This is a genomic window from Streptomyces sp. NPDC028289 (assembly GCF_055565975.1).
Genome location: NZ_JBVHTI010000018.1, coordinates 49,526 through 75,287 on the forward strand (window position 1 = coordinate 49,526; position 25,762 = coordinate 75,287).

At 70.0% G+C, this 25,762-nt stretch carries 19 protein-coding genes and 3 pseudogenes; 15 read left to right on the forward strand and 7 right to left on the reverse strand.

Translation table 11 applies throughout. The features are described from left to right. Window positions 1-185: 185 nt before the first annotated feature. Window positions 186-953: a FadR/GntR family transcriptional regulator gene (locus ACZ4UV_RS50275; protein ID WP_451019172.1), complete on the reverse strand. Its 768-nt coding sequence runs from the start codon at window positions 951-953 to the stop codon at window positions 186-188. A gap of 126 nt (window positions 954-1,079) precedes the next feature. Between ACZ4UV_RS50275 and ACZ4UV_RS50280 the strand changes: the two genes are divergently transcribed. The 10 genes and pseudogenes from ACZ4UV_RS50280 to ACZ4UV_RS50325 form a co-directional block, all read left to right on the forward strand. Further along, on the forward strand, window positions 1,080-2,195 hold the full coding sequence (locus ACZ4UV_RS50280; protein WP_451019173.1) for an enolase C-terminal domain-like protein: 1,116 nt from the start codon (window positions 1,080-1,082) through the stop codon (window positions 2,193-2,195). Between the two features lie 142 nt (window positions 2,196-2,337). Beyond that, on the forward strand, window positions 2,338-3,705 hold the full coding sequence (locus ACZ4UV_RS50285) for an ABC transporter substrate-binding protein (protein ID WP_467849335.1): 1,368 nt from the start codon (window positions 2,338-2,340) through the stop codon (window positions 3,703-3,705). 12 nt (window positions 3,706-3,717) lie between these two features. Continuing rightward, a complete protein-coding gene (locus ACZ4UV_RS50290) occupies window positions 3,718-4,638 on the forward strand; it encodes a carbohydrate ABC transporter permease (protein WP_467849339.1) in 921 nt (306 codons plus the stop codon). A gap of 77 nt (window positions 4,639-4,715) precedes the next feature. Continuing rightward, window positions 4,716-5,600, forward strand: a complete 885-nt coding sequence (locus ACZ4UV_RS50295) for a carbohydrate ABC transporter permease (RefSeq protein WP_390036510.1) — start codon at window positions 4,716-4,718, stop codon at window positions 5,598-5,600. A 7-nt stretch (window positions 5,601-5,607) separates the two neighbouring features. Further along, window positions 5,608-5,952: an L-rhamnose mutarotase gene (locus ACZ4UV_RS50300; RefSeq protein ID WP_451018146.1), complete on the forward strand. Its 345-nt coding sequence runs from the start codon at window positions 5,608-5,610 to the stop codon at window positions 5,950-5,952. After that, window positions 5,949-6,800, forward strand: coding sequence for a fumarylacetoacetate hydrolase family protein (locus tag ACZ4UV_RS50305; protein ID WP_467849346.1), 852 nt, complete (start codon window positions 5,949-5,951; stop codon window positions 6,798-6,800). The genes ACZ4UV_RS50300 and ACZ4UV_RS50305 overlap by 4 nt, the downstream gene beginning before the upstream one ends. A gap of 29 nt (window positions 6,801-6,829) precedes the next feature. Then, window positions 6,830-7,588 carry an SDR family NAD(P)-dependent oxidoreductase gene (locus ACZ4UV_RS50310; protein WP_451018144.1) on the forward strand — a complete coding sequence of 253 codons (759 nt, stop codon included), beginning with the start codon at window positions 6,830-6,832 and terminating at the stop codon, window positions 7,586-7,588. Further along, window positions 7,585-8,586 (forward strand): aldo/keto reductase, encoded by a 1,002-nt coding sequence (locus tag ACZ4UV_RS50315; protein ID WP_451018143.1) that lies wholly within the window; start codon window positions 7,585-7,587, stop codon window positions 8,584-8,586. The genes ACZ4UV_RS50310 and ACZ4UV_RS50315 overlap by 4 nt, the downstream gene beginning before the upstream one ends. 11 nt (window positions 8,587-8,597) lie before the next feature. Continuing rightward, window positions 8,598-9,530, forward strand: coding sequence for an amidohydrolase family protein (locus ACZ4UV_RS50320; protein WP_451018142.1), 933 nt, complete (start codon window positions 8,598-8,600; stop codon window positions 9,528-9,530). Then, a pseudogene (locus ACZ4UV_RS50325) lies at window positions 9,491-9,730 on the forward strand (heterodisulfide reductase-related iron-sulfur binding cluster); the annotation flags it as partial. The gene ACZ4UV_RS50320 and the pseudogene ACZ4UV_RS50325, both read left to right, overlap by 40 nt. 12 nt (window positions 9,731-9,742) lie before the next feature. Here ACZ4UV_RS50325 and ACZ4UV_RS50330 read toward each other — a convergent pair. From ACZ4UV_RS50330 to ACZ4UV_RS50350, 5 genes and pseudogenes are all read right to left on the reverse strand, one after another. Continuing rightward, window positions 9,743-10,217, reverse strand: a pseudogene (locus ACZ4UV_RS50330) (site-specific integrase); the annotation flags it as partial. 177 nt (window positions 10,218-10,394) lie between these two features. After that, on the reverse strand, window positions 10,395-12,860 hold the full coding sequence (locus tag ACZ4UV_RS50335; RefSeq protein ID WP_467849362.1) for a SpoIIE family protein phosphatase: 2,466 nt from the start codon (window positions 12,858-12,860) through the stop codon (window positions 10,395-10,397). Between the two features lie 46 nt (window positions 12,861-12,906). Beyond that, window positions 12,907-13,620 (reverse strand): HD domain-containing protein, encoded by a 714-nt coding sequence (locus tag ACZ4UV_RS50340; RefSeq protein WP_467849366.1) that lies wholly within the window; start codon window positions 13,618-13,620, stop codon window positions 12,907-12,909. 25 nt (window positions 13,621-13,645) lie between these two features. Further along, window positions 13,646-15,460 carry a PEP-utilizing enzyme gene (locus ACZ4UV_RS50345; RefSeq protein ID WP_451018139.1) on the reverse strand — a complete coding sequence of 605 codons (1,815 nt, stop codon included), beginning with the start codon at window positions 15,458-15,460 and terminating at the stop codon, window positions 13,646-13,648. Window positions 15,461-15,553: 93 nt separating this feature from the next. After that, entirely contained in the window at window positions 15,554-16,633 is a 1,080-nt protein-coding gene (locus tag ACZ4UV_RS50350) for a PEP/pyruvate-binding domain-containing protein (protein ID WP_451018138.1), read from the reverse strand. A 197-nt stretch (window positions 16,634-16,830) separates the two neighbouring features. On the opposite strand from ACZ4UV_RS50350, the pseudogene ACZ4UV_RS50355 reads away from it, so the two are divergent. From ACZ4UV_RS50355 to ACZ4UV_RS50375, 5 genes and pseudogenes are all read left to right on the forward strand, one after another. Then, a pseudogene (locus ACZ4UV_RS50355) lies at window positions 16,831-16,983 on the forward strand (IS110 family transposase); the annotation flags it as partial. Between the two features lie 340 nt (window positions 16,984-17,323). Next, complete coding sequence (locus ACZ4UV_RS50360; protein WP_451018137.1) at window positions 17,324-17,881, forward strand: TetR/AcrR family transcriptional regulator; 558 nt, start codon at window positions 17,324-17,326, stop codon at window positions 17,879-17,881. Continuing rightward, window positions 17,878-18,771 (forward strand): aldo/keto reductase, encoded by an 894-nt coding sequence (locus tag ACZ4UV_RS50365; protein ID WP_467849377.1) that lies wholly within the window; start codon window positions 17,878-17,880, stop codon window positions 18,769-18,771. The genes ACZ4UV_RS50360 and ACZ4UV_RS50365 overlap by 4 nt, the downstream gene beginning before the upstream one ends. Before the next feature lie 85 nt (window positions 18,772-18,856). Then, the gene (locus ACZ4UV_RS50370; RefSeq protein WP_467849380.1) at window positions 18,857-19,876 is read left to right on the forward strand and encodes an NADPH:quinone reductase; all 1,020 of its coding nucleotides are present in this window, start codon (window positions 18,857-18,859) and stop codon (window positions 19,874-19,876) included. Window positions 19,877-20,235: 359 nt separating this feature from the next. Then, window positions 20,236-21,465 carry an IS701 family transposase gene (locus tag ACZ4UV_RS50375; RefSeq protein WP_467849386.1) on the forward strand — a complete coding sequence of 410 codons (1,230 nt, stop codon included), beginning with the start codon at window positions 20,236-20,238 and terminating at the stop codon, window positions 21,463-21,465. Between the two features lie 408 nt (window positions 21,466-21,873). Here ACZ4UV_RS50375 and ACZ4UV_RS50380 read toward each other — a convergent pair whose 3' ends face one another. Further along, a complete protein-coding gene (locus ACZ4UV_RS50380) occupies window positions 21,874-25,671 on the reverse strand; it encodes an nSTAND1 domain-containing NTPase (protein ID WP_467849394.1) in 3,798 nt (1,265 codons plus the stop codon). Window positions 25,672-25,762: the final 91 nt, after the last annotated feature.

Here is a 25,762-nt window from a genome sequence, read left to right on the forward strand (position 1 = left end):
TCCTCCCGCTCATGGGAATAGGGCCCTGCGGTGATTGCGGAGGTGATACGGCGACGTAACGTAAGTCGTCATACGTATGTCGTCAAGGTGCGCCGCGGAAATAGATCTGCACCTCAAAAGAAACCCGCCCTCGGCCTGACGGCTCGGGGGGCGGGTTCCGACGCACGCAAGGGCGCGGGGTGCGCTCAACCGGTGGTGAGACCGGGGCGCGGAATACGGCGGCGGCTCCAGGCCGCTTCGATATGGGCCGTCATGGCCTGCGCTGCACCCTGGGGGTCGCGGGCCATAAGCCGCTCGGCGACCCGGCGGTGCTCGGCGTTCGCCTGCTCACAGGCGTGGCCGTCAGGAGTGCCGTTGTACAGGAACGTACTGCGGGCCTGGGTGTGGACGGTCCGGATGATGGAACGCCCCAGCCTGTTCCGGGACGCCTGCATGATCCGGTCATGGAAGAGCACATCGGTCTCGATGAACCGGGCGGGAGTGGCGATCTCCTCGTCGAGGCGGCCGAGCAGCCTCTCGACCTCCCGGAGATCGTCATCGGTGGCGAGCTCAGCGGCCTGGGCCGCCATCTGTGCTTCAAGGGCCGAACGCACACCGACAAGCTGGTCCAGCACGACGAGTTCGTCGTCGTGCTGGACGGTGGCCGCCAGCACGACAGGATCCAGGAGATTCCACTCCTCGGGCTGGGTGACCGTGGTGCCGGAACCCTGCCGGGCCCGAACCAGCCCCTTGGCCTCCAGCGACTTGACCGCCTCACGGACCGTGATGCGGCTGACGCCGAACGTCTCGCACAGTTCGGGTTCGACCGGCAAGGTGGAGCCCGATGGGATGGCACCCGAGACAATGCTGTCGGTGAGGGACTCCACCACCGCATGGGCCAGCCGCGCCGGGCGCCTGGGCCAGGGTTTCAGGGCCGACGGATCCTCGACGCCGCTTCGACCGCTCTTCGCCATATGGCCCCCTCTCCGCTGTGGACGATCGCCGATTCTACTGCTCCGAACACCTTGACAGCATTCGTATGACGACTTACGTTACACGAAAATTTCGCAGCAGCAGCTGCCGTCGCAAGGGGCAACACCGTGCGCATTGCCGATGTGGAGAGCTATTCCGTCCAGGTTCCAGGAGTCAGTCCGCCGTTCGTCTGGCGTGACGGTCTGCTGGGCAGCCCGCCGGACGGCGAGGCCGCGGTGCTGCGCATAGTCACCGACGAAGGGGCCGAGGGGGTGGCGATGGCACCCCGCCGGGGCAGTGCAGTCATCCTGGCGAACCTGCTGGACCGCTTCCTGCGCAAGGAGCTCGTGGGCCAGGACCCGCTGCAGCGGGAGTGGCTGTGGCACCGCATGTGGGAGCTGGACCGTACCGAGGAACTGCCCCTCTACCTTCTCGGCCTCGTCGACATCGCACTGTGGGACCTGGCGGGCAGGCTTGCCGACCGGCCGACCTGGCAGATGCTGGGCGGTTTCCGCACCGCGATACCCGCCTATGCCTCCACCGTCACCTACTCCTCGGTCGAGGAGTACCTGGACATCGCCGACCAGGCCCTGGAACTCGGGTATCCCGCCATCAAGCTCCACGCCTGGGGCGACGCACGCCGCGACGCCCGGCTGTCGGTGGCCCTGCGGGAACACGTGGGGGGCGCGATCCCCCTGATGTTCGACGGGTCCGCCGGATTCGACCTCCCCGACGCGATCTACCTCGGGCATGCCCTGTCCGACGCCGGTTATCTCTGGTACGAGGAGCCGATCCGGGAGTTCAGCATCACCGCGTACAAGCGCCTCTCCGACGCGGTGGCAGTGCCCCTCCTGGTCGCCGAGACCTCCGACGGGGCCCACATGAACTCCGCCGACTTCATCCAGGCCGGCGCCGCCACCTTCGGCGTCCGCGCCTCCACCCAACTGCGCGGCGGCTTCACCGGCGCCATGCGCACCGCCCACCTCGCCGACGCCTACCGGCTGCGCGCCGAGGTGCACGGGCCGGAGATCCCCAACCGGCACCTGTGCATGGCCATCTCGAACACCACCTACTACGAGTCCCTGGTCATGGGCAATCCCATCAGCCGCGAGAGCGGCATCGACGCCCAGGGACTCGTCCACGCCCCCACCGGGCCCGGCGTGGCACTGCCCGCCGGCCTGGACTACCCTCCCGCCCTTCAGCGGTTTGTCGACAAGGGGACTTTGACGCCGCCGAAGGCCTGATCCACCCAGTCCATTGCACTGTCACGATCGCCCCGTACCCGCCCCTCCACGCCTTCGGTACCTGGTCCCTCCACACCTCCCCTCTCCGGTGCTTGCGCCGACATCCCGCGGATCTCCGCAGAACGCAGACATGAGGTCAGTCATGAACAGCGACGTTCCCGTCACCTCCCGCCGCCAGGTCAGACGCGTTGCCGGCGCGGCCCTGGGCGCCGTCTCCCTTCTCGCACTCGCTGCCTGCGGCAGCGCGGATCCCGCAGCTTCCGGGGCGTCCTCCTCCCCCGCGACCTTCAAGCCTGTGAAGCAGGAGGAAGGCAGCCAGATCACGGTCTGGGCGGACGCCGCCCGAGTCCCCGGCGTGCAGGCCTATCAGAAGGCTCACCCGGACGTGAAGATCAAGATCGTCACGTACAGCGGGGACGCCAACGGCGCCAATGACCTGCAGACAAAGGTCCGGCTGTTCGACCGGAGCGGCAGCGGCTGGCCGGACGTCGCCTTCAGCGCCAACGTCAACGACGGCAGTTGGACCACTCAGGGCAAAACCCCCTTTGCCGCCCCGGTCGACAAGGGCCTGATCCCCCAGTCCACCCTGAACGGCTTCGCGGACGGCGCGCTGAACCCCTGCAAGGTCAACGGCACCACCTACTGCCTGCGCAACGACCTGGCCCAGAACGTGCTCTGGTACAACAAGAAGCTCCTGGACAAGTTCGGCTACTCCGTCCCGACCACCTGGGAGGAGTACGAGGCACTCGGCAAGAAGGTCGCCGAGGAACACCCCGGCTACCTGGTCGGACTCGCCGGGGACGCCTGGAGCCCCGAGGTGTACTTCTGGGCGAGCCAGTGCCCTGCCAGCTCAGTGACCGACGCCAATAAGGTCAAGGTCAACCTGCAGGACGCCAAGTGTGCCCGGATGGCGAAGCTGCTCGACGGGCTGATCGCCAAGGGCTCGGTGTCCAAGGACACCGTCTTCAGCGCCGGCTTCATCAAGAAGGAGGCGAGCAAGGTCCTCCTGCTCCCCGGCCCTTCCTGGTACGGCCAGGTGCTCTTCAACTCCACCTTCAAGATCCCCAAGGGGCAGATCGCCGCAGCCTCGCCGCTGAAGTTCGAGGGCGACGCCAAGAACTACACCGGCAATGTCGGCGGCGGGCTGTGGTTCGTCTCCTCCCACAGCAAGAACCTCAAGGCGTCCGCCGACCTGGTCACCTGGATGACGACCTCCAACGAGTACCAGGCCACTGCGGGCACCTACCCCGCGTACAAGGAGGCAGCCGTCGCCTGGCTCGCCGGCCAGAAGAAGACCGGCTACTTCGCCCAGGACGTCGGCCCGGTCTTCCAGGAGGCGGCGGAACTCATCTGGCCCGGCTGGTCCGCCACCCAGTACAGCCAGGAAGCGATCTACTCCTCCACCGTGGTCCCGGCCCTGAACTCGGGCAAGACCCTCACCGACACCCTGGGCACCTGGCAGACGGCCATCACCGACAAGGCCAAGTCCCTCGGATACACCGTCAACTAGCGAAGCGGACCGATGACCACCCACCTCGCAACGGAGCGGAGCGGCCGCCGCGGCGGCCGCTCGGCCCGCAACCCGGTCGGACGCGCCGGTTACGTCTTCGTCTCCGGCTACGTCCTCCTTCTGCTCGCCTTCGGCGTCCTGCCCACCGGTTACGCGGTGTGGCTGGCACTGTCCAACTCCCGCCACCAGCTCGTCGGGATCGGTAACTTCACCCGGACGTTCGCCGACTACCGCTTCGGACCGGCCTTCCTCCACATCGGCCTGTACCTGGTGATCTGGCTGGCCAGCCTGATGATCCTGGTGGTGCTGCTCTCCCTGATGCTGCACGGCCGCATGCGCAGGGCCTCCACCACCCTGAGGTTCCTGTTCTACCTGCCGGGCGCCCTCGCCGGGGTGGCGAGCGTCCTGCTCTTCCTGATCCTCCTCGACCCGGCCGCCAGCCCCGTCGGCTGGCTGCTCAAGGGCTTCGGCTGGAACACGCTCGCCCAGGTGAACGCCCCCGGCCACCTGCCGGTTCTCTTCACCGTCATCGCCTTCTGGACCGGGGCGGGCGGCTGGATCGTGGTCATGTACGGCGCGCTCAACAGCATCCCGGACGAAATCCTGGAGGCCGCCCGCATCGACGGCGCCGGCACGCTCCAGATCGCCCTGCGCATCCAGATCCCCATGATCACCAAATGGATCGCGTACATGCTGATCCTGGCCTTTGCGGCCGGCGCCCAGCTCTTCGTCGAACCGCAGCTGGTCTCCGTGGCCAGCTGGGGCATGATCCCCGACAGCTGGTCACCGAACCAGCTGTCCTACCAGTACGCCTTCCAGGCGGGCGACTTCAACGGAGCGGCGGCGCTCTCCGTCGACCTCCTCATCCTGGGCCTGGCCTGCGCGGCCCTCGTCGTCTTCCGTACCGGCTTGTTCGACAGGGACGAACGATGACCACAGCTCCCACGAACACCGTCCGCCACACTCAGCCGCCCCACACCGCCGGCGCCCGTACCAACCCGGGGAAGCCCATGCGCCGGATCCGCCGCCCCGGCTCGCTGGCCGCCCGGCTGGCCTGGCTCATCGTCATGGGCCTGTTCCTGCTGTTCTTCTGCGTGCCGGTGGTGTGGCTCCTGTTGGCCCCGACCAAGACCGACAGCCAGATCGTGCGGGACAACCCGTTCTCCTTCGGCTCTCCCGGTTCGATCGCCGACGCCTGGCACCACCTCTACGCCTTCCAGGACGGTGCCATCCTGACCTGGCTGCAGAACTCGGCGGTCTACACATTCGGTGCGCTGGTCCTCACCCTCGTGACCTCGATCCCCGCCGGGTACGCGCTGGCTCTCACCCAGTTCATCGGGCGCCGGATGCTGTTGACCATCACCATGCTCGTGATGCTCATGCCCACGGCCGCAATGGTGCTTCCCCTGTACCTCGGGATGAACGCCGTGCACCTGGACGGCACGATCTGGTCGGTGATCCTGCCCTTCTCCTTCTTCCCGTTCGGGGTCTACCTCACCTACATCTACTTCTCCTCCAACGTCCCCGCCGACCTGCTGTCCGCCGCGCGGATCGACGGCTGCTCGGAATGGCAGGTCTTCCGTCTCGTCGCGATGCCGCTGGCCAAGCCGGTGATCGCCCTGGTCGGGTTCTTCAACTTCGTCGGCAACTGGAACAACTTCTTCCTGCCGTTCGTGATGCTCCCCGACAGCTCGCAGTATCCGGCGCAGGTGGGGCTGAACAACCTGCTCGCCGCCTCGCCGCTGTTCAACACCTCCAGCGGCACCGGCAACCAGATCATGCGGCCCGAACTGGCCCTGGCCACCCTGGTCACCATCGTCCCCGTGCTGATCGTCTTCCTCTTCTCCCAGCGCGCCCTCGTGGCCGGCATGCTCGCCGGCGCGACCAAGGAGTGAGGCACAGATGAAACGGATTGCCCAGACGATCCGCCTGCGGCCCGAACACCGTGAGCTGTATCTGCGGCTGCACTCCGCGGTCTGGCCGGGCGTCGAGGCCGCGCTGCGGGCCGCAAACATCCGCAACTACAGCATCTTCCTGCGCGAGGACACGCTGTTCGCCTACCTCGAGTACCACGGCGACGACTTCGAGGCCGACATGGCCGCGATGGGCACCGACGCGACCACCCAGGCCTGGTGGAAGCTCACCGACCCCTGCCAGGAGGCCTGGGCCGATACCGGCACCGGGGGCAGCTGGTCCGACCTGACCGAGATCTGGCATCTGCACCCGTCGCAGGGAGACGCCCGGTGAAACTTCTACGAGTCGGCGCGCCCGGCGAGGAGCGTCCCGCAGTCCGCACGGAGGACGGCCGGCTGCTCGACCTGTCCCCCGTGACCTCCGACATCGACGGCGCCTTCCTCGCCTCGGACGGCGTCGACCGGGCCCGGGCGGAGGTCGCGGCGGGAAGTCTGCCCGAGCTGGACCCGGACGGTCTGCGGATCGGTGCCCCTCTCGCCCGCCCTGCCAAGATCGTCTGCGTCGGCCTGAACTACCGCGACCACGCCGCCGAGACCGGCGCGGCGATCCCCCCGCGGCCCGTGGTCTTCATGAAGGACCCCGGCACGGTGATCGGCCCGTACGACGAAGTGCTGATCCCCCGGCGCTCCGTGAAGACCGACTGGGAGGTCGAACTGGCGGTCGTCATCGGACGACGGGCCCGCTACCTCGACGGCCCGGAAGCCGCGCGGGCCGTGATCGCGGGGTACGCGATCAGCCATGACGTCTCGGAGCGGGAGTTCCGGCTGGAGTACTCGTCGCAGTGGGACCTGGGCAAGTCCTGCGAGACGTTCAACCCGCTCGGACCATGGCTGGTGACCGCCGACGAGGTGAGCGATCCGGAGGACCTCGGTCTGCACCTGAGCGTCAACGGCGTGAAGCGGCAGGAGGGCCACACCAGCGACATGATCTTCCCGGTCGACCACATCGTGTCGTACCTGAGCCAGTACATGGTCCTGGAGCCGGGTGACGTGATCAACACCGGTACTCCGGCGGGCGTGGCCCTCGGCCTCCCGGGCACCCCCTATCTCCGTCCCGGCGACAACGTCGAGCTCTCCGTCGACGGCCTCGGCGCCCAGCGCCAGACCTTCGGCCAAGCGTGAAAGGCACCCCTTTGAGCAGCTTGAGGAGCTTGAGCGGCCTGTCAGGGCTGAAGGCCGTCGTCACCGGCGGCGCGTCCGGCATCGGGCTGGCCACGTCCTGGATCCTGGCCGAGCACGGCGCCACGGTGGCCGTCCTCGACCTCGACCCCTCCGGCGCCCCCGAGCCGCTGATCGCCATCAGGGCCGACCTCGGCAGCGACGCCTCGGTGCGCCCGGCCGTGACGGAGGCCGCCGAGCGGCTCGGTGGCCTGGACATCCTGGTCAACAACGCGGGCATCGGCGCCATCGGCAGCGTCGAGGACAACCCCGACGAGGAGTGGCACCGCGTCCTCGACGTCAACGTCCTCGGGACGGTGCGCACCACCCGGGCCGCCCTGCCGTATCTGCGGCGCTCGTCGCACGCGGCGGTCGTCAACATCTGCTCCATCGCGGCCACCGCGGGCCTCCCCCAGCGCGCCCTGTACTCCGCCAGCAAGGGCGCGGTGCTGTCGCTGACCCTGGCAATGGCCGCCGACCACGTCCCTGAGGGCATCCGCGTCAACTGCGTCAACCCCGGCACCGCCGACACCCCTTGGGTGACCCGGCTCCTGGACGCCGCCGACGACCCGGAGGCGGAACGCGCAGCCCTCGACGCACGCCAGCCCCTCGGCCGCCTGGTCACCGCGGACGAGGTGGCGGCGGCCGTGGTCTACCTGGCGAGCCCCGCCGCGGCCTCCGTCACCGGCATCGCCCTCGCCGTCGACGGTGGCGTGCAGGGACTCCGGCTGCGCCCGGTGGCCGGCTCATGAGAACGACCACGCTGGGCACCACCGACGTCAGGGTCACCGAGCTGTCGTTCGGGGCCGCCGGCATCGGCAACCTCTTCCGCCCGGTGTCCGACGAGGCCGCGTCCGCAGCGGTGGAGGCGGCCTGGGAAGCGGGCGTACGCACCTTCGACACCGCCCCGCACTACGGACTCGGGTTGTCCGAGCGCCGCCTGGGTGCCGCGCTGCGCGGCCGGGACCGCGACGCGTACACCGTCTCCACCAAGGTCGGGCGGCTGCTCGAACCCCGCCCGGAGGGTGGCCGTGGCGACGATCTCGCCCAGGGCTTCGCCGTGCCCGACACTCACCGCCGCGTCTGGGACTTCAGCTCCGACGGCGTCCTGCGCTCCCTGGAAGCGAGCCTGGATCGCCTCGGCCTGGACCGTGTGGACATCGCCCTGCTGCACGACCCGGACCACCACGCCGAGCAGGCCCTCACCGAGGCGTACCCGGCGCTGGATCGGCTGCGCGGTGAAGGCGTCGTCAAGGCGATCGGCATGGGGGTGAACCAGTGCGCGCTCCCCGCACGCTTCCTGCGCGAGACCGACATCGACGTCGTGCTGCTCGCCGGCCGCTACACCCTGCTGGAGCAGGAGGGGCTCGCGGAGGTACTGCCGGAGGCCGCCTCCCGTGGCAGGAGTGTCATCGTCGGCGGGGTGTTCAACTCGGGTCTGCTCACCGACCCCAAACCCGGGGCCATGTACGACTACGCGCCCACCCCGCCACAGGTACTGGACCGGGCGCTGCGCATGAAAGCGGTCGCCGACCGCCACGGCGTACCGCTGCGTGCAGCCGCTCTGCGCTTCCCGCTCGGCCATCCGGCGGTCGCGAGCGTGCTGTCCGGCGCGCGTTCCGCCGAGGAGGTCCGGGACACGGTGGACCAGATGCGGCGAACGGTACCGGCCGCGCTCTGGGACGAACTACGTGCCGAGGAGTTGCTGCCCCCGCACGTCCCCGTCCCCTCCGCCGCACCTCAGTCGTGAGGGTGACCGCCATGGAGACGAGCACCGCTGAGGGCGTCATCGACGCACACCACCACGTGTGGGACCTCTCTGTCCGCGACCAGGACTGGATCACCGGACAGGAACTCGCCCTGCTGCGCCGCGACTTCCTGCTCGCCGATCTGGAGTCCGAGGCCCGGGCCGCCGGCGTCACGGCGACCGTCCTGGTCCAGACGATCGACGTGCCGGAGGAGACACCCGAGTTCCTGGCGTTGGCCCAGGGCAGCGACCTGGTGGCCGGCGTCGTGGGCTGGACCGACCTGACCTCCCCGGATGTCGCCCGCGCGCTCGCGGCGCTGCGGGAGGGGCCGGGAGGTGAGTACCTGGTGGGCATCCGCCACCAGGTACAGGGCGAATCCGATCCTCGCTGGCTGATGCGGCCGGACGTGCTGCGTGGGCTCGCCGCGGTGGCCGAGGCGGGGCTCGCGTACGACCTGGTCGTCAGGCCCCACCAGCTCGCGGCCGCGTATGAGACCGCCCGCCTGCTTCCCGGCCTCACGTTCGTACTCGATCACGCGGGCAAGCCCCCCATCGCCTCGGGCGAGCTGCGGCCGTGGGCGGACGCGGTGCGCCTGCTGGCCGAACTGCCCAACACCGTCTGCAAGCTCTCCGGCATGGTGACCGAGGCCGACTGGGACCGGTGGAGCGTCGAGGACCTCCGGCCGTACGCGGACACGGTGCTGGACGCCTTCGGCCCGCGGCGGCTGATGTTCGGCTCCGACTGGCCCGTCTGTCGACTGGCCGCCACTTACGCCGAAGTAGTCACCACAGCAAAGGAGTTGACGGCCACACTCCACCTCACCGAACGCCGTGAGGTCTTCACCGGAACCGCACTGCGTACCTACGGCCTGCCCGTCATCGGCTCCCCGGCCGCTCAGGAAGCACCATGCGCCCAGCTCTCCTCATCACCTGCTTCAACGACATGATGTTCCCCCGCACCGGCCGCGCCGTGACCGAACTGCTGGAACGGCTCGGCCACACCGTGGAGTTCCCGCAGGGCCAGACCTGCTGTGGCCAGATGCACTTCAACACCGGCTACCGCCCACAGACCCTGCCCATGGTGCGCCGTTTCGCGGAGGTCTTCGCGGGTTACGACGCCGTGGTCACCCCTTCCGGCTCCTGCGCGGGCAGGAGCGCGGTGCCGCTTGAGAGCCTGGACCGTGTCGGAGTCCAGCGCGACGGTGATGAGACCGGCGCCCAGGTTGGTGTCGGTCCACTTCTGCCCGCATGCCTCGCCCCGTCGCAGTCCGCGGAACGCGATCAGGTGGAACAGCGCGTACGGGCGGTCCTCCGCGACATGGTCGAGGAAGAGGCCAGTGTGCTCCGGCGTCCAGACCATCACCGACGACGGCTTCTCGCCGGTGCGCTTCCAGTGGAAGATGCGCTCCTCTGCTGGGCGATCGCAGCGTTCAGCGCGGCCCTCAGCGTGGAGCGGACGCGCTGGCGCGTGGCCGGACCCACGACTCCGCGACGGCCGCCTTCATCACCTTGCGACGGGCACGATGCTCCCGACTCTTCCGAGGGATCCGAGCGAGACCCTTGAACGCCTTGTGGCGGGCCGCGTTGCCCTCGGCGATCTCGACGTTGGCCTCGGCGATGGCCTCGAACATCTCCGGCAGGTGGGCGACCCGGAGGCGGTCGAGCCGCAGGTGACCGATCCGCATTCTGCCGCCCCTTCTTGCCCGCCAGCCACACGTCCAGCCACTCGCCGTCGTCGGCCACCTTTTCCAGCAACTCGGCGATCTGGGCGAGGCCCTCTGTGTCGTCGTCGCGCGCCGCGTACGGCGCGGTCATATGGCGGCAGTTCCCTCCAGGGAGAGGAGCGGGCCGCCGGCCGCGGCCAGGGTTTGCTCACACCAGATCGTCTTGTCGGCCGCCGTCTGCCGGGTGCCCCAGCGCTCCGTGAGCTGCGCGACCAGCAACAGCCCCCGACCGCCCTCGTCGAACACCCGGGCCCGCCGTAGATGCGGTGCGGTGCTGCTGGAGTCGGAGACCTCGCAGATCAGCCCGCGGTCGTGGATGAGCCGCAACTGGATCGGCGGGTCGCCGTACCGGATGGCGTTCGTGACCAGTTCACTGACCACCAGTTCGGTGACGAACGCGGCCTCTTCCAGTCCCCACTCGTCAAGGGCACCGACGGCGTCCGACCTGATCCGCGCCACCGCGGCGAAGTCGGCCTCCACGTCCCACACGGCGACCCTGCGCGCGTCCAGGGCCCGGGGCCGCACCAGGAGCAGGGCCGCATCATCGGCGGGGCCCTCGGGCAGCAGCTTGTGTACGACGTGGTCGCACAGGGAGTCCAGCGTGCCCGTCGGCACGGCCAGCGCCTCGCGCAGGGCCTCAAGCCCCTCCCCGTAGTCGCGGTGGCCGGAATGGATCAAGCCGTCGGTGTAAAGGGCGAGCAGGCTGCCTTCCTGGAGGGTGACCTCCATCGATTCGAACGGCAGCCCGCCCAGTCCGAGTGGCGGTCCCACGGGGACGTCCAGGAACTCGGCGGTACCGTCCGGACCGACGACGGCGGGCGGCGGGTGGCCGGCAAGCGCCATGGAGCAGCGCCTGGAGACCGGGTCGTACACCGCGTACAGGCAGGTGGCCCCGATGTCCCCGGCGGCCTCCGCCCCCGGCGGCTCCGTGTCGGCCCCGGACTCCGCCGACAGCCGGAGGACCAGGTCGTCGAGGTGGGTGAGCAGTTCGTCGGGAGCGAGGTCGACATCGGCGAGGGTTTGTACGGCGGCGCGCAGCCGGCCCATCGTGGCGGCCGCGTGGATGCCGTGCCCGACCACGTCGCCGACCACCAGCGCGACCCTGGCTCCGGAGAGCGGGATCACGTCGAACCAGTCGCCGCCCACCCCGGAACGCTGTTCGGCGGGGAGGTAGCGGAAGGCGGCTTCCACCGCCGACTGCTCCGGCATCCGCTGCGGCAGCAGGCTGCGCTGCAGAGTGAGAGCCGCGGCGCGTTCGCGGGTGAAGCGCCGGGCGTTGTCCAGGCAGACCGCCGCCCTTGCCACCAGGTCCTCGGCGAGGGGAAGGTCGTCCTCGTCGAAGCTCTCCGGAGTCTCCCGCATGCGGGTGAACCACACCACGCCGAGGGTCGTGCCCCTGGCTTTCACCGGCACGATGATCCATGAGTGCGGGCCCATCCGCCGGACCCTCGCCCGCCGCTCGGGGGTCGCGTCGGTCTCGTAGTAGGTGCGGATCGGCGGGGCGGTGTTGTCCCGGTACAGCGTCGGCCGGCCGGTGGCCAGGCACAGGGCGGCCGGCGAGTTCGCGAGGTAGACGTCCGCCTCGCCGACGGTCCGCTGTGCCGTGGTGACCCCCTCGCACAGGAACAGTTCCGCGATGCGCCGCAGCCGCACGGGGCCGGCCAGCGGCCCAGGAGCGGGCTCGTCGCCCTGGAGGATGACGTCCAGCAGGTCCACGCGGGCGAAGTCGGTGAACCTGGGTACGGCCACCTCGGTGAGCTCCCGTGCGGTCTGCACCATGTCGAGGGTGCTGCCGATGTGCAGGCTCGCGTCGTTCAGCAGAGAGAGCCGCTCGCGGGCACGGCGCCTCTCGGTCACATCACCCACGAGAGCACAGACTCCGAGCGTACGGGCCTCCGCGTCCCGCAGCGGCGTCGCCGAGACACTGAAGACACGGGATCCGAGGCCGGCCAGGCCGGTGCCCTTGAGCTCGCTGACCTGCTCTTCGCCCGTGGCCATGGCCAGCCGCATCGCCTCCTCCCACTCCACCGCGTCGGGGCCGGCGAAGATCTCCGGCAGCCGACGTCCGCATCGCTCCCCGTCCGGCAGGCCGCTGAGGCGGTGCATCGCGGCGCTCTGCCACACGCTGCGCAGGTCGGTGTCGTACACCGCCAGGGCCAGGGGCGAGTCCTGCAGAACCCAGCCGGACAGCGACTGCCGCAGTCGTTCCGCCGCCGGCCCGGACGGCGGGGCGATGAGCAGGACGGTGCCGGGTCCTCCTCCGGTGTTGTCCACCCCCGGGGCGATGCGGTAGCGGGAGACGGCCACGGCCAGCCGGTGCCCGTCCTTGTGGCGTACGCTCACGTCCGGATGCCGCTCACCGTGCTCGGCAGCCCCTTCACCTCGAGCAGGCTCCCCGCTCGGGAGTACGGGGGCATCCAGCAGCTCCGCCACGGACCGGCCGCGGGCCTCGGCGCTGGTGTAACCGAGCAGGCGTTCCACTCCGGGCGTCCAACCGACGACCAGGCCCTGCCGGTCGGTCACGACCACTCCGAGTGTCGGATAGGCGTCCATGCAGTCAAGACTTGCGCCGTAAATATCCATAATCAACCGAAAAAGGTCATTCTTGATGTGAGGGTGCGTTCAGGCCGCTTCGCCGCACGCTGAGATCGGTGCGGGTCAGCACGGTGAATGCGGCACCGACGGCACGGGCGGGTTCGGTGAGCAGCCGGTCGTAGGTACGTGCCGCCAGGAACCGCAGTGTCCGGTCAGGGTCCAGGGCGAACCACGCACCGACGGTCCGCAGGCCGTGCGGGGTCAGCCGCCACAGCTTGTCGGCGTCTTTCACCACGGCGTCGTCCAGGTCCAGGGCATCCCTGCGGGTGTCGTGCCCGTCGATGATGGTGACGATCCGCTCGGTGTCCCGCGCGGGGTAGCCGACTTCGGCGAGGATGCGGGCGGCGATGGCGGCGCCCTCGGTCTCATGCCTGCGTATCGTCTCCTGCCCGGCAGGTCCGGACCGCCCGGCGATGGCGGGCAGGATGTCCGCAGGGTCGATCGTCTTCCAGCCGGTGTCGTGCAGGAGGACGGCGGGCAGCACGACGTCCGCCCGTGCCCCTGGCAGGGCGTGCAGCAGCGCGGCCGCCAGCGCGAAGGCGTACAGCGAATGGGCGTCGTTGTCACGCACGTCGAGGTAGGGAAGGGCGCGGTCCCATATCTCCCGCCGGACGCCGGTCAACGGAACGGGCCGGGGAAGGGGGTCGCTCAGGGGTATCTCCGAGGCCACGAGGGGAAGCGTCGGCAGCGGCTCGCGGGCCGCCCGGTCGGAAGTCATGACGTCTCCTGTCGTACGGGGCCGGTCAGTCGAGAAGGGTGACCGTGCCGGCCGTGCCGTCCACACGGATCCGACGGCCGGACGTGACGCGGGTGGACGCCGAGCCCGTCCCGGTGACGGCGGGCAGGGAGTACTCACGGCAGACGATGGCGGCGTGGGACATGACTCCCCCGATGTCGGTGACGGTCGCGCGGACCTTTCCGAAGGCCGGCGTCCAGCTGGGTGCGGTGACCGGGGCGACCAGGATGTCGCCCTCCTGGAGGAGGTCCAGCTCGTCGGGGCTGCGGATCACCCGAGCCGTGCCTTCGGCGACGCCCGGCGAGGCGGCCATGCCGGTCAGGTCGCCCAGGTCGCCCGGGGCTGCCAGCCACGACCGGATGCGCTCGCTGGTGATGCCCCACAGCATGACGCTGAACGGCTCGGTGATGGCTCGCGGCGGTTCGTTCAGCGCCGGTTCCGGACGCTGCCGTGCGAGCGCGGCCACGATCCGGCGTCGCCGTGCCACCTCCGCCGGCCAGTGACCGGGGCCGGCCGGCTCGACGCCGATCGCCCAGCCGGACACGTGGTCGAACAGCGCGGCCCGGACTTCGTCGCGCGTGAGGTAGAACATGTCGTTCGTGCCGGGCCAGAACCCCGCCCGGTGCAGCAGGGCGGACAGCTCCCTGGCCTTGCGCCAGAAGACACCCATCGTCCAGTGCTCGATGTAGAAGTTGTGGTTCTCCACATACGGGTAGACCTGGCGCGCGAGGCCCAGCTTCGCCTCGAAGTCGGCACGTGCCAGGGCGTCGAGCAGCGCGGCGTACTCGCAGGTGATCCGCTCGCGCTCGGCGGCGAGTTCGGCGAGGCGCCGGTCGATGGCCTCACCCCGCCGCAGGCGCAGGATGTAGTCGCGGACATACCCCAGGGGAAGCGAGGGAGTGTCCCTCCAGTACCGGTCGTCGCTGTAGAGGCCATTGCCCGAGGTGAAGTTGAACCAGGGATCGCGGGCGGCGTTCCAGGCGTCGAGCCAGTCGCGGCCCCGCGGCTCGCGGCTGAGGGCGGTCAGGGCGTGCTCGCCGGGGTCGGGCACGGTCAGTGCCCTGTCGACGCCCAGTTCGACAGCGAGCCTTGCCAGTTTCCTGAGCTCGTCATCCGGACGGAACAGCTCCATGTCCACGCCCGTGACCATCGCCGCGATGCCCTGGTCCGGGATGTCCGGGAACCGTTGCTTGCAGAAGTGGAAGAAGTCCAGGTAGGCCGCGTAGCCGAGGTTCAGGAACTCGAAGTGATACTGCCAGGCGCGGTGGCAAAGGGCGAGGAGCCTGTCGTACCCGCCGAGCAGGTCGTCGGCGGCGCCCAGGCCGGAACCCGCTTCGACGTCCTCGTACGGCTGGACCTCCGGCAGTTCGCTGAAGCTGATCGACTCCAGTTCACGGATGGTGCCGAGGACCTTGCCCTTCCAGTTCTCCAGCAGCCTGTCCCAGTTCGCGTAGTAGTACCCGGCGCGGTCCAGGAACTGCTGTGCTCGGGCAGGGATCCGGCTTTCCGGCGCGGCCACCGGGCTCAGGTAGAGGTAGCCCTGGTGGATGCGGAACATGACGCCGTACGCGGGCGGTACGACGAAGTGCCGGGTGTTGAACTGACCCAGGCTCTTGAACGCGAGCTCGGGGATGACCGCCTCGAACGGCTTGACCACGGTGGGCCAGTGCTGGCTGTCGCGGAACCAGAAGCGTTCCTCCTCGGCCGAGCGCCGCCAGGGCTGGAAGAGCGTGTAGTACGGGTACAGCCGTTCCCACCCCTCCGCGGCCGCGGGGGAGGTCATCTCGTAGGGGCTCGGGAAGGCTGTGCGCGAGACCGTCATCTTGACGTGCTCCTTACAGGGCTCGCAGGAGGGTAATGCCGACTCGGCGTGGACGAGTCTTTCGACGGCGGCCGAGCCGAGGGGGCATGTCGGCTACCTCCCAGGGCGAAGGAGGGTGTCGAGGATGCTGGACACGCCGGCTCCGTGGCTGGCCCGGGCAGGTGTCCTCGGCCGACTGCTCCAGACCGTCTCGGGCCGTGTCTGGAGCAGTCTCACGGTGGCGCCCGTATCCGTGGAGCCCTTCGGGTGCTTGTCGACGGCCCACTCGATGTCCTGCGGGCAGCCGTATTGCCGCTCGGCGGTCTTGGCCAGGCGGGCGATCTCCACGACCTCCCCCTGGGCCAGGCAGGGGACCTGCTGACGGCCCTCCTCGACTATCCGCCGTGCGAGCCCGTGCCCGTCGGGGGCGGGAACCAGTTCCTGGTGCTTCGGCGACACCGTCGTCCGCACCGTGCTGAGCACTACCTTGTCCACCAGGTAGGCGTCCGGGGTCACCTCGCCGGACACCATGAGCTGCCCCAGTCCCCAGATCGCCTCCACCCGTATCTTCGAAGGGTCGCCGTCAGCCGGGTTGACGGTCACGGCGGCGCCGGAGGTACGGGCATCGACCATCTGCTGCACTGCGACCGCCATGCGCAGCCCCCGCTGCGGCAGCCCCCAAGCCACGCGGTAGATGATTGCGCGGTCGGTCCACAGGCTCGCCCAGCAACGCCGAACGGCCCCGAGCACGGCATCGGCACCCCGGATCCACAGGAACGTGTCGTACTGCCCGGCGCAGCTCGCCTCGGTCAGGTCCTCCACTTCGGCGCTCGACCGGACGGCCACCGCGACATCCGGGCAGCCGACGGCCCGGCAGAGCTCCTCGTACGCCGCCGTCACCGCCGACGCGACCGGTGAGGGCACGGGCTGGTCAATCACCATGCAGCGGATCTCGGCGGCGCGCGCCGCCACAGCACCCGGATCGGCGACGAGCCCGGCAAGGGCTGCGTCGACGGCCCGGCGCAACCCGCCGCGGTCGAGCAGCGCCTCGAAGGCATCCATGGTCACCACGAACCCGGGCGGCACCGGAGCACCGGCCCGGGTCATCACGATGAGCGCGGCGCACTTGCCGCCGAGCCTGCTCGTCCCGGCCTCGGCAGAGCTGTCGAACGCGAGGGTGTACGGAGAGTTCACGGGCCTCTCACTCCCTGCCACGGACGTCACCGCAGGGCCGCCAGGCCATTCCGGCCGTGCCCCGTTCCACGAAGGCACAGCCAGCCCCCTGAACGTCAGCCTATGACGCCCGGTGCCCTCCCGCAGCGGGTCATCGCGCCCGGCGGGTGCCGCGGTGCGGCCGGCGTCGGAACTGCGGGCGGCGCTGCGACCCTGCGTCCCGGGACTACTACCTCAAAAAGCGCGCCGAAGGACTGATCCACACCCAGACACTGCTCGCCCTAGCAGGCCGCCGAGTCGACGTCCTCTGGGCCATGCTCCGTGACAAGAGGCACTTCACGCCCACCACGCCAGCCACCCAATCGGCTTGACACCATCATTGAGCCTCACTCGACCAGGCCGTGGGGCAGGTCGAGGGCGGCTGCATACGGAACCACCGCGGCTCCTGTGCTTGTGGGCTGAGACTTCGAACACCTCCCCCAACGGCACGGGAGTCTCGTGCGGTGCGCACACCGCCCGCGTCACCTGATCAGTGGCCACTCCGAAACAGCGCACTGACCCGCCACGGTCCGCCTGGCAAACCGTCGCAAACCGGCTCCGTCGTCAGGACCGGACTGTTCGTGTGCGACCCGCTCCATCACAAAAGAAACAGCCATTCTGCTAGTGTCTCCCCACAAGCAGAACAGAGATTCTTTTTGTGAGGGGGGTGTGGTGCCGCGACTCACCGACGCGCGCAAGGAACTCCGGCGCGCCCAGATCGCCGAGGCCGCTGTCCGCTGCTTCGGTCGCAACGGCCTGGAGCGGACGTCGATCGCCGACATCATCGCCGAGTCCGGCCTCTCGGCCGGCTCGATCTACGCGCACTACCGCAACAAGGCCGACCTGGTCCAGGCAGTCGCCCGCGGAGATCTCGCCGATCGCGCCAAGGTCCTCGGCGAGCACGCCGCGAGCGACGCCCCGCCGGACCCCGACGAACTGCTCGCCCGCCTCGTCGCGGCGATCGACCCCGTCAGGGCCCGGCTCGCCGTACAGACCTGGGGCGAGGCGACCACCAACCCGGCCATCCGCGACATCGTCGTCGACATGACCGACCGGATGCGCGCGATGCTGCACGACTGCGTCACTGCGTGGCTGGTCAAGGTCGAGCACCACGAGCCGGCCGAGGCCTGGGAGAGCGCCGCCCCGATCGCCCACCGGGTGATGGCGCTCTATCAGGCCGAACTGCTGTACACCGCCTTGCAGTCACTGCCCGAGGAGACAGCGCCATGACCACTCGCACCGCTTCGTTCGCCGGCCGCACCGTTTCCCGGATCGGCTACGGTGCGCTGCAGCTGGAGCGCCTGCGCGACCGCCGCGGCGAAGCCGTCGCGCTGCTGCGACAGGCGGTCGAGCTGGGCGTCGACCATATGGACACCGCCGAGTTCTACGGCTTCGGTTTCGCCAACGACGTGATCCGCGAGGCACTGCGCCCCGAGGACGACGTCCTGGTCGTCACAAAGGTCGGCGCCGACCCCAACCCTGGCGGTCACCCGCCGCTGCGTCTCGCGCAGCGGCCCGAGCAGCTGCGCGCCAGCGTCGAGGACAACCTGCGCAGCCTCGGCGTCGACCGACTCCAGGTGGTCAACCTCCGCCGCCTCGACTCCGGCCCCGGGCTGCGTCCCGAGGGCGACCAGGTGGTCGACCTCGACGACCAGCTCGCGGTGATGACCGCTCTGCGCGACGAGGGCAAGATCGGTGCGATCGGCCTGAGCAGCGTCACTCTCGACGTCCTGCGCCGCGCCCTGCCGGCGGGCATCGTCTGCGTGCAGAACGCCTACAGTCTCGTCTCCCGCGACGACGAGGACATGCTGGAACTGTGCGTGGCCGAGGGCATCGCCTGGGTGCCGTACTTCCCGCTCGGAGGGGCCTTCCCGGGCCTGCCCAAGGCGACCGCCGAGCCGGCGGTGCACGCGGTGGCCGAGTCCCTGGGCGTCACAGCCACTCAGGTCGGCCTCGCCTGGTTGCTGCACCACGCCCCGAACGTGCTGCTCATCCCCGGCACCGCCGACCCCGCCCACCTGGAAGCCAACATGGGCGCCGGTGAGGTCACCCTCGACGCCGCGGCCCGCGCCGCACTCGATGTCGTCGAGTCCCGTTCCAACGAGGTCCCCATCGGCTGACCGGAGCCCACGGGGCTCTGGGCGCGACCACAAAACTCCCGGCCGCACCGGGAACCCCTTCTTCACCAGGTTCTGAGGACGAATCATGAAGGCCATCATTTACCGCGACGCCGGCGGCCCCGACGTTCTTCGGCTCGTCGACCGCGACCTGCCCGCGCCCGGCCCCGGCGAGGTACGCGTCCGGGTCGCCGTGTCCGGGGTCAACCCGACCGACTGGCAGACCCGCTCCCGCGCTGCCCACCCCCGGCCCTTCTCCGAGGTCACCCCGCACCTCGACGGCGCCGGCACGATCGACGCCGTCGGTGAGGGGATCGACCGGAGCCGGGTCGGTCAGCGGGTCTGGCTGTTCTTGGCCGCCGCGGGGCGGCCCACCGGCACCGCCGCCGAGTTCACCGTCGTGCCCGCCGAGCGGGCCGTGCCGCTGCCCGACGAGGTCGGGTTCGACGTCGGCGCCTCACTCGGCGTCCCCGCGCTGACCGCGCACCGCGCGCTCACCGTCGCCGAGGACGGGCCCCGCCGTCTGCGGCCCGGGGCGCTCGACGGCAGGGTGGTGCTCGCCGCAGGCGGTGCCGGAGCGGTCGGGCATGCGGTGATCCAGCTCGCCCGGTGGGCCGGCGCCACCGTGATCAGCACGGTCAGCGGCCCGGAGAAGGCCCGGCTGGCCACCGCCGCGAGGGCCCACCACGTGCTCAACTATCGCGAGGGCGACCCGGCCGCAGAGATCCGCAAGATCGCCCCGGACGGCGTCGACATCGTCACCGAGGTGGCGCTCGGCACCAACCTCGCTCTGGACCTGGCCGTGCTGCGGACACGCGGCACGATCTCGGCCTACGCCAACGACGGCGGCAAGCCGGTCGCATTGGACGTGCGGCAGAGCATGGTGCTGAACGCACGCCTGCAGTTCCTGGTGCTCTACACAGCCGGTCCGGAAGCACACGCCGCGGCAGTCGACGATGTAGCCGCCGCAGCCCGCGACGGCGCGCTGCCGGTCGGCGAGGAGTACGGCCTGCCGCTGGTCCGCTTCCCGCTCGACCGCACCGCCGACGCGCACCGGGCGGTGGAGAACGGAGCCGTCGGCAAGGTCCTGGTGGACGTCACGTCATGACACCCAGCCGACCGCCGTGGGAACACGGCGCCATAGTCGCCCTGCCGTCGACAAGCCGCGGCCGCCCCGTGGACCCGGCATCAGCACTCCGACGACGAGCGGCGGAGGCGGTCGCCGCCGGGTTGGACGCCACGGCCCGGAGGGCTCGAGACACTCGGGACGCTTGCACCGCGGACGAAGCCCGAAAAGCGTTCTGGCACGAACCTGACACCCGACAGCTGATCACAATCGTCGAGGGCCTCCAGGTCGAGCTGGAGCGCCTCGGCGTGGACAGCGCGCCCCCTCGGGGGCATCCTCCGGCGCCTAGTAGTGCTTCGTTACTTCGAGTGATCTCGGCTGGTGGTGGGCATCTTGGTGGTGTGAGGTTGGGGGATGCGGAACGACTCCGGGGCGAGTTGGCGGAGTTCGTTGCGGATGTGTTCGGGTCGTTGCCGCGGCGGCATCAGCGGCGGTGGGGTGAGTGTTATCCGCGGGGTCTGACGCTGAACGGCCGGCGGAAGTCGATCCAGCCGATGGCCGAGCGGCTGCCGGACGGGAACATGCAGGCCCTGCAGCAATTCGTGAACCAGTCGCCGTGGGATCCGCTGCCGGTGCGGCGGCGGATCGCCGAGCGGTTGTGCGAGGCAATTCGTCCTGAGGTGTGGGTGGTCGACGATGTGTCGTCTCCCAAGTGCGGCACCGCCTCGGTCGGGGTGGCCCGCCAGTACTGCGGGGCGTTGGGCAAGCGGGCGAGCTGCCAGGTCGCGGTAAGCGTGCACGCGGCCACCGACACGGCCTCCTGCCCGCTGGAGTGGGAACTGTTCCTGCCTGAGGAACGGGCCGGCGACCATCACAGGCGCCGGCGTGCCGGGATACCTGAGGAGGTCGGGCATGCCTCCAGGACCCGTCTGGCGCTGGGACTGCTGGACCGGCTCGCCGAACAAGGCCTGGCCGTGCCGCTGGTCGTGGCCGATGCAGGCTACGGCCGCAGTGTCTGCTTCCGGCTTGCTCTGGAGGAACGCGGCTGGTCCTACGTCATGGCCGGCGAGCCCAAAGAGATCGCGCGGCCCGCCGACGCAGAGCCGTATCAACCCTCTTACGGCGGGCTCGGCCCTCCGACACTGCCCCGATACCGCCAGGCGCCTCGCCCGCTGCCAGACCTCGTTGGAGAGGCCGCCGCGTTCGAGGAAGTCACCTGGCGGCAGGGCAGCAAGGGTGTGATGACCTCGCGCTTTGCCGTGCTTCAGGTGAGGCCGTCGGGCAAGGAAGCCTGCCGCACCGCCCAGGAACAGGCCGGCGGACGCAGCCGGTGGGACGGGGTGCTGCCGTTGAAGACGCTGCTGGTCGAGCAGCCCGAAGATGCCGAGGAGCCGACCGGCTACTGGATGACCGACCTGCCTGCCACCACCCCGGTCGCTGACCTGGTGCGGTGGGCGAAGATGCGCCGGCGGATCGAGCACGACTACCGCGAACTCAAACACGGCCTGGGCCTGGACCACTTCGAGGGCAGCACCTGGCGCGGCCGGCACCACGACGTCACCCTCGTCACCACCGCCCAGGCCTTCCTCACCCTGCGGCGGCTCGGCCCAAAAGCCCGGATGCCGGCCTGAGCCTCTACCAGGTCCTCGACGTCCCTCAGGACCTGCTGAGGTGCTGGACCGACACCTGCACCACCTGCGGCCGACCCCTGCAGACCAGCAGAACCAGAACCTAACGAAGCACTACTAGGCGCCCTTCATCGCGTCCGCCGTCCGGCAGGTCAGTCATCGTCCGGAGCGGTTCCCGCCCATGCCACGGGCTCGCCCCTCTTCCCTCCGGCAAGTGACGAGCTGCGTAATGATGTGTCACGGCAGCCGGCTGCACAAGCCCAAGCCCATGCGCCATCAACTGATGAGCTCGGGCCTGATCAGGGCTGGGTGCCTACCGCTGGATGCGCTTCCTGCAGGTCACATCGCGTTGGCATCCATGGTGTCGCAGCGGTCCGCTCGCACCGGACGTGACTGACTTCTGGCGCCCCGTCAGCAGATGTTGCGGTAGGGCAGTTCCGGGACGTAGTCATTCCACTCGGTGTGAGTGAATCCGTGCCCGGCACGGCGGCAGATTCGCGCCGCGAGGGAGGGCCGGTCGGTGGGATAGGCGTACAGCGGCACGTACAAGCCTGACGTACGCAACGTTCTGCCGTCCTCGTCGAATGCCACGGAGAGGATCGGTTCGTCGGCCGTGGGCAGCGCTGAGCCCAGCCGTTGGCCGGAAGGGACGTCCCACAGCTGGAGGGTGCCGTCGTCGCCTCCTACGGCGAGGGTGCGGCTGTCGGAAGAGAAGGCCAGGGACCGAACGGTTGCGCCGGAGTCCTGCCGGGCGTCGGTGAAACTGCCGGCCAGTACCGCGAGCCGATGCGTGGCTTCGCCGTCCCAGAGGGTCACCCGGCCGGACTGGTCGCCGGCGGCCAGGTAGCGGCTGTCCGGGCTGAAGGCGAGTGCCGCGGTCGTGTCCGGTGCGAGGCGTCGGCTGGTGAGGCGCCGCGATGCCAGATCGCCGATGTGTCCGTCCGAGGTGGCGACGGACGTGCCCTCGGGGCGAACGGCGAGTACCTCTCCTCCGCCGGTGAGCGGCCTTCCGGTTCTGACACCGTGTTCGATGTCCCAGGACTCGATGTGGTAGTCGTCCGTCAGCCGGGAGATCAGCAGGGTTCGGCCATCCGGGCCGAGAGCGATGGCGCTGACGACGCCCCGGGCGTTGGTGGGGCGGCCCAGGTCGACGGTCGCGCGGGCGCGGCGGGCGCGTACGTCCCACACGCCGGCCCGCTGTGTGGTGCCGGAGTCCTCGCCGGTGCTGGCCGTGTAGGCGAAGGTGCTGCCGTCGGAGCTGAAGGCCATCAGCTCTCCGCAGTCCTGAGGACCGTCTCCCGGCTCGTCCGGGTTTACGGGGCACGGTATGCCCGGCAGGTCCACCTGGGTGCGGCCGGTGCGGGCGTCCGTCAGGCGGAAGCGGCTCATGTGTCCGCTGCGCCACGTGGTGGCCAGCGTCCGGCCGTCCGGGCTGAACTGGGCCCGTTGCCGTTGTTCGTCACGCCACACAGGGGCGGTGGCGTCACGCACCGACAGAGTGCGCACCGTGGTTCCCGTGACGGAGTCCTCTCCGGACTGTGTCATGTAGCGGATCGTGTGGCCGTCCGGATCCACGCCGAGAGGCCCCAGGAGACCCAGACGTTTGTCGCCGCCGGACGGCAGCGAGTAGCGGAAGACGGGGCCGGATGCGTCTGCCGACAGCCGCCACAGCCGGATCTCCTGGTCATTGGCGGTCGCAAGGAAACGGCCGTCCCGGCTGAAGGACATGTCCGCGATGTCGGTGTAGCCGGCGCCGGCGTCGTCACCGAAGCTGGTGGGGATGTCGTAGCCCTTGTGCGGGCCGGAGGCGTCAGGCCGGAGGTTCCACAGACGTAGTCCTCCCTCGGGCATGGCCGCGACGATCTGGTGGCTGTCGGGGCTGAAGAGGGCGGAGCACCCCATTTCGGTGCCCTTGGGTCCGCCGGGCGTGGGCAGGGTACGGTGCCGAACCAGATCCCACACCTGCATCGGCCGACCCGTCTCACATACAGTGGCCAAGCGGTGGTCGGGGCTGATGGTCACGCCCTGGACTTTCCGGCCCTGCCGCTCGAACAGCAGCCGGTGCCGTCGCCAGTCCCATACCTGGACGCGGTTGATGTCGCCGGAGCTGTCGGTGACGTCGAACGTGTGCCCGCCGGGGCCGAACCCCCCGGAGCTGACGGTGTGCAGGGGGATGGCGGCCCCGGCGTACCGGCCCGCGACGATGTCCCATACGCGAGCGTCCGTGCCCAGCATCAGGAGGTAGCGCCCGTCGGGGCTCACGTCCTGAACGTCGTACATGTCGTCCTCCCCCAGGCCGCGGAAAGTGCCGGTCCTGCGGTGCGTCCTGACGTCCCAGCGCACCACGCGGTCGCCACTGGTGGCGACCAGGGTGCGGGTGTCGGGGGTCATGAAGTACTGGCTGACGTCGTCGCCGGAGGGCGCGAAAGTGTCCTGTTCCTTCTGGGCCAGGGCACCGATGAGGCCCGAGCGCGTCTCGAGCGTGTCGGCGATCCGCCAGGCGGCGACGCTGAGCCGCATGGCCGTGACCGGGTCGGTGTAGCGCAGGCTGTCCGCGAGGGCGGCGACCCTGCGGGCGGTTGCCTGGGTGCGCTGCACGGTGCTGGTCTGGTTCTGCTGCCAGGCGATCACTCCTGCCGTCAGGGCCAGCGCGACCAGGACGGACACCACGGTGGCCAGGATGCGCGGGCGAGCGCGCTCGCGGCGCCGGGCCTGCAGGCTTGCGGAGAGGAACGCGCCCTCCGGGGCCGTCAGGACCGCTTCCCGATCCTGGGCGGGGATCGCCTCTTCCGTGGCGGCCAGGAGCGTGCCCCGGTACAGAGCACCGGGATCGCGGTCCAGCGCGTCCCAGGCAGCGGCGGCCTCCGTCAACCGTCGATGGGCACGCAGCCGCTCACGATCGGTGTCGATCCAACTCCGAAGACGAGGCCAGGCACTGATGAGTGCCTCGTGAGCCAGGTCGACCTGCTCGCCGTCGAGAGTGAGCAGTCGGGCACGGGCCAGCTGCTCGATGACCGTCGTGGTGTCGGTGGCCTCGCCGAAGCCGAACTCCTCGCGGCGGACGGGTCTGCGGGTGTCGGGTGCGCCGTCTCCCGGGGTGACCAGGCGCAGCAGGATCCGACGCGCGAGGTCGGCCTGGTCTGGCGTGAGCCGGTCGTAGATGTCTTCGGCGGTGCGGGTGATGGCACCGTGCAGGCCGCCGAGGGACTCGTAGGCCTCGAGAGTGAGGGCTCGGCCCTTGCGGCGCCGCCAGGTTTCCAGCAGTGCATGCGACATGAGCGGCAGGGCCCCGGGTTCCCCTTCGACCTCGTTGAGAATGTGCGTCGTCAGTCCGCGTTCCACGATCAGCCCTGTGGCCTGTGCGGGTTTGACGATGGCCTGGCGTAGTTCGTCGCTGCTCATCGGCCCGGCGAGCACGGTGCCGTCCTGCAGGGCGGCGGTCAACCGAGGGTGTTCGGCGCAGCGGCCGAGGAAGTCGGCACGTACGGCGATGACGACGCGCAGTCTGCTCCCGGGATCGGTGGCGGTCAGGAGGCGGTCGATGAACTGGTCGCGTTCGGCCGGGTCGGTGCAGAGGGTGTAGAGCTCTTCGAACTGGTCCACGATCAGCCACGTGTCCCCGGTGCCGTCCTTCGGGGTCAGCCGCGGCTCATGGGTGCGCAGGGGGTGCTCGCCAGGAGTGAGGACGCGCAGCGCGGCCGGCTGTGGGGCGGCCGGGTCAGGGTTGCGGAGGCGGGGAATGAGACCGGCACGCAGTAGAGAGGACTTGCCGCTGCCCGAAGGGCCGAATACGGCGGTGAACCGACGGGAGCGGGTCAGCTCGACCAGGCGGTCGGTGAGCTCGTCGCGGCCGAAGAACAGATTGGTGTCGCCCGGCTCGAAACGGGCCAGACCCCGGTACGGAGGCTCGACGTCCTCATCTTCGGCGCGGGGCTGCGCCGCTGCTTCAGCGGCCGCCTGCCGCCAACGCTCCTCCCACTCCTCCGGATCACCGCTGCACGCCCTGACATAGGCCAGCACGACGGGCAGGGTCGGCAGCCGCTCGCCGCCGGCGGCCTGCGACAGGGTGCTTGTCCCTTGGCCCGCGCGCTGCGCCATCACCCGGTAGGTCGGGCTCCCGGCCTCCGCCCGGAGTTTGCGTAACTCGGCCGCGAACCGCGCCACCGGCCCAGTGGTGGGATCGAGTGGGCTCTCAGGACGTCCCGCCATCGCCAGCTCCCCCCCCCTCCAGCCGCCCGCTTCCCCCGTGGACGCGGCGCGAGGCCGGACAAGGTACGCAACCTCGTGGCAGGAGTGCAAT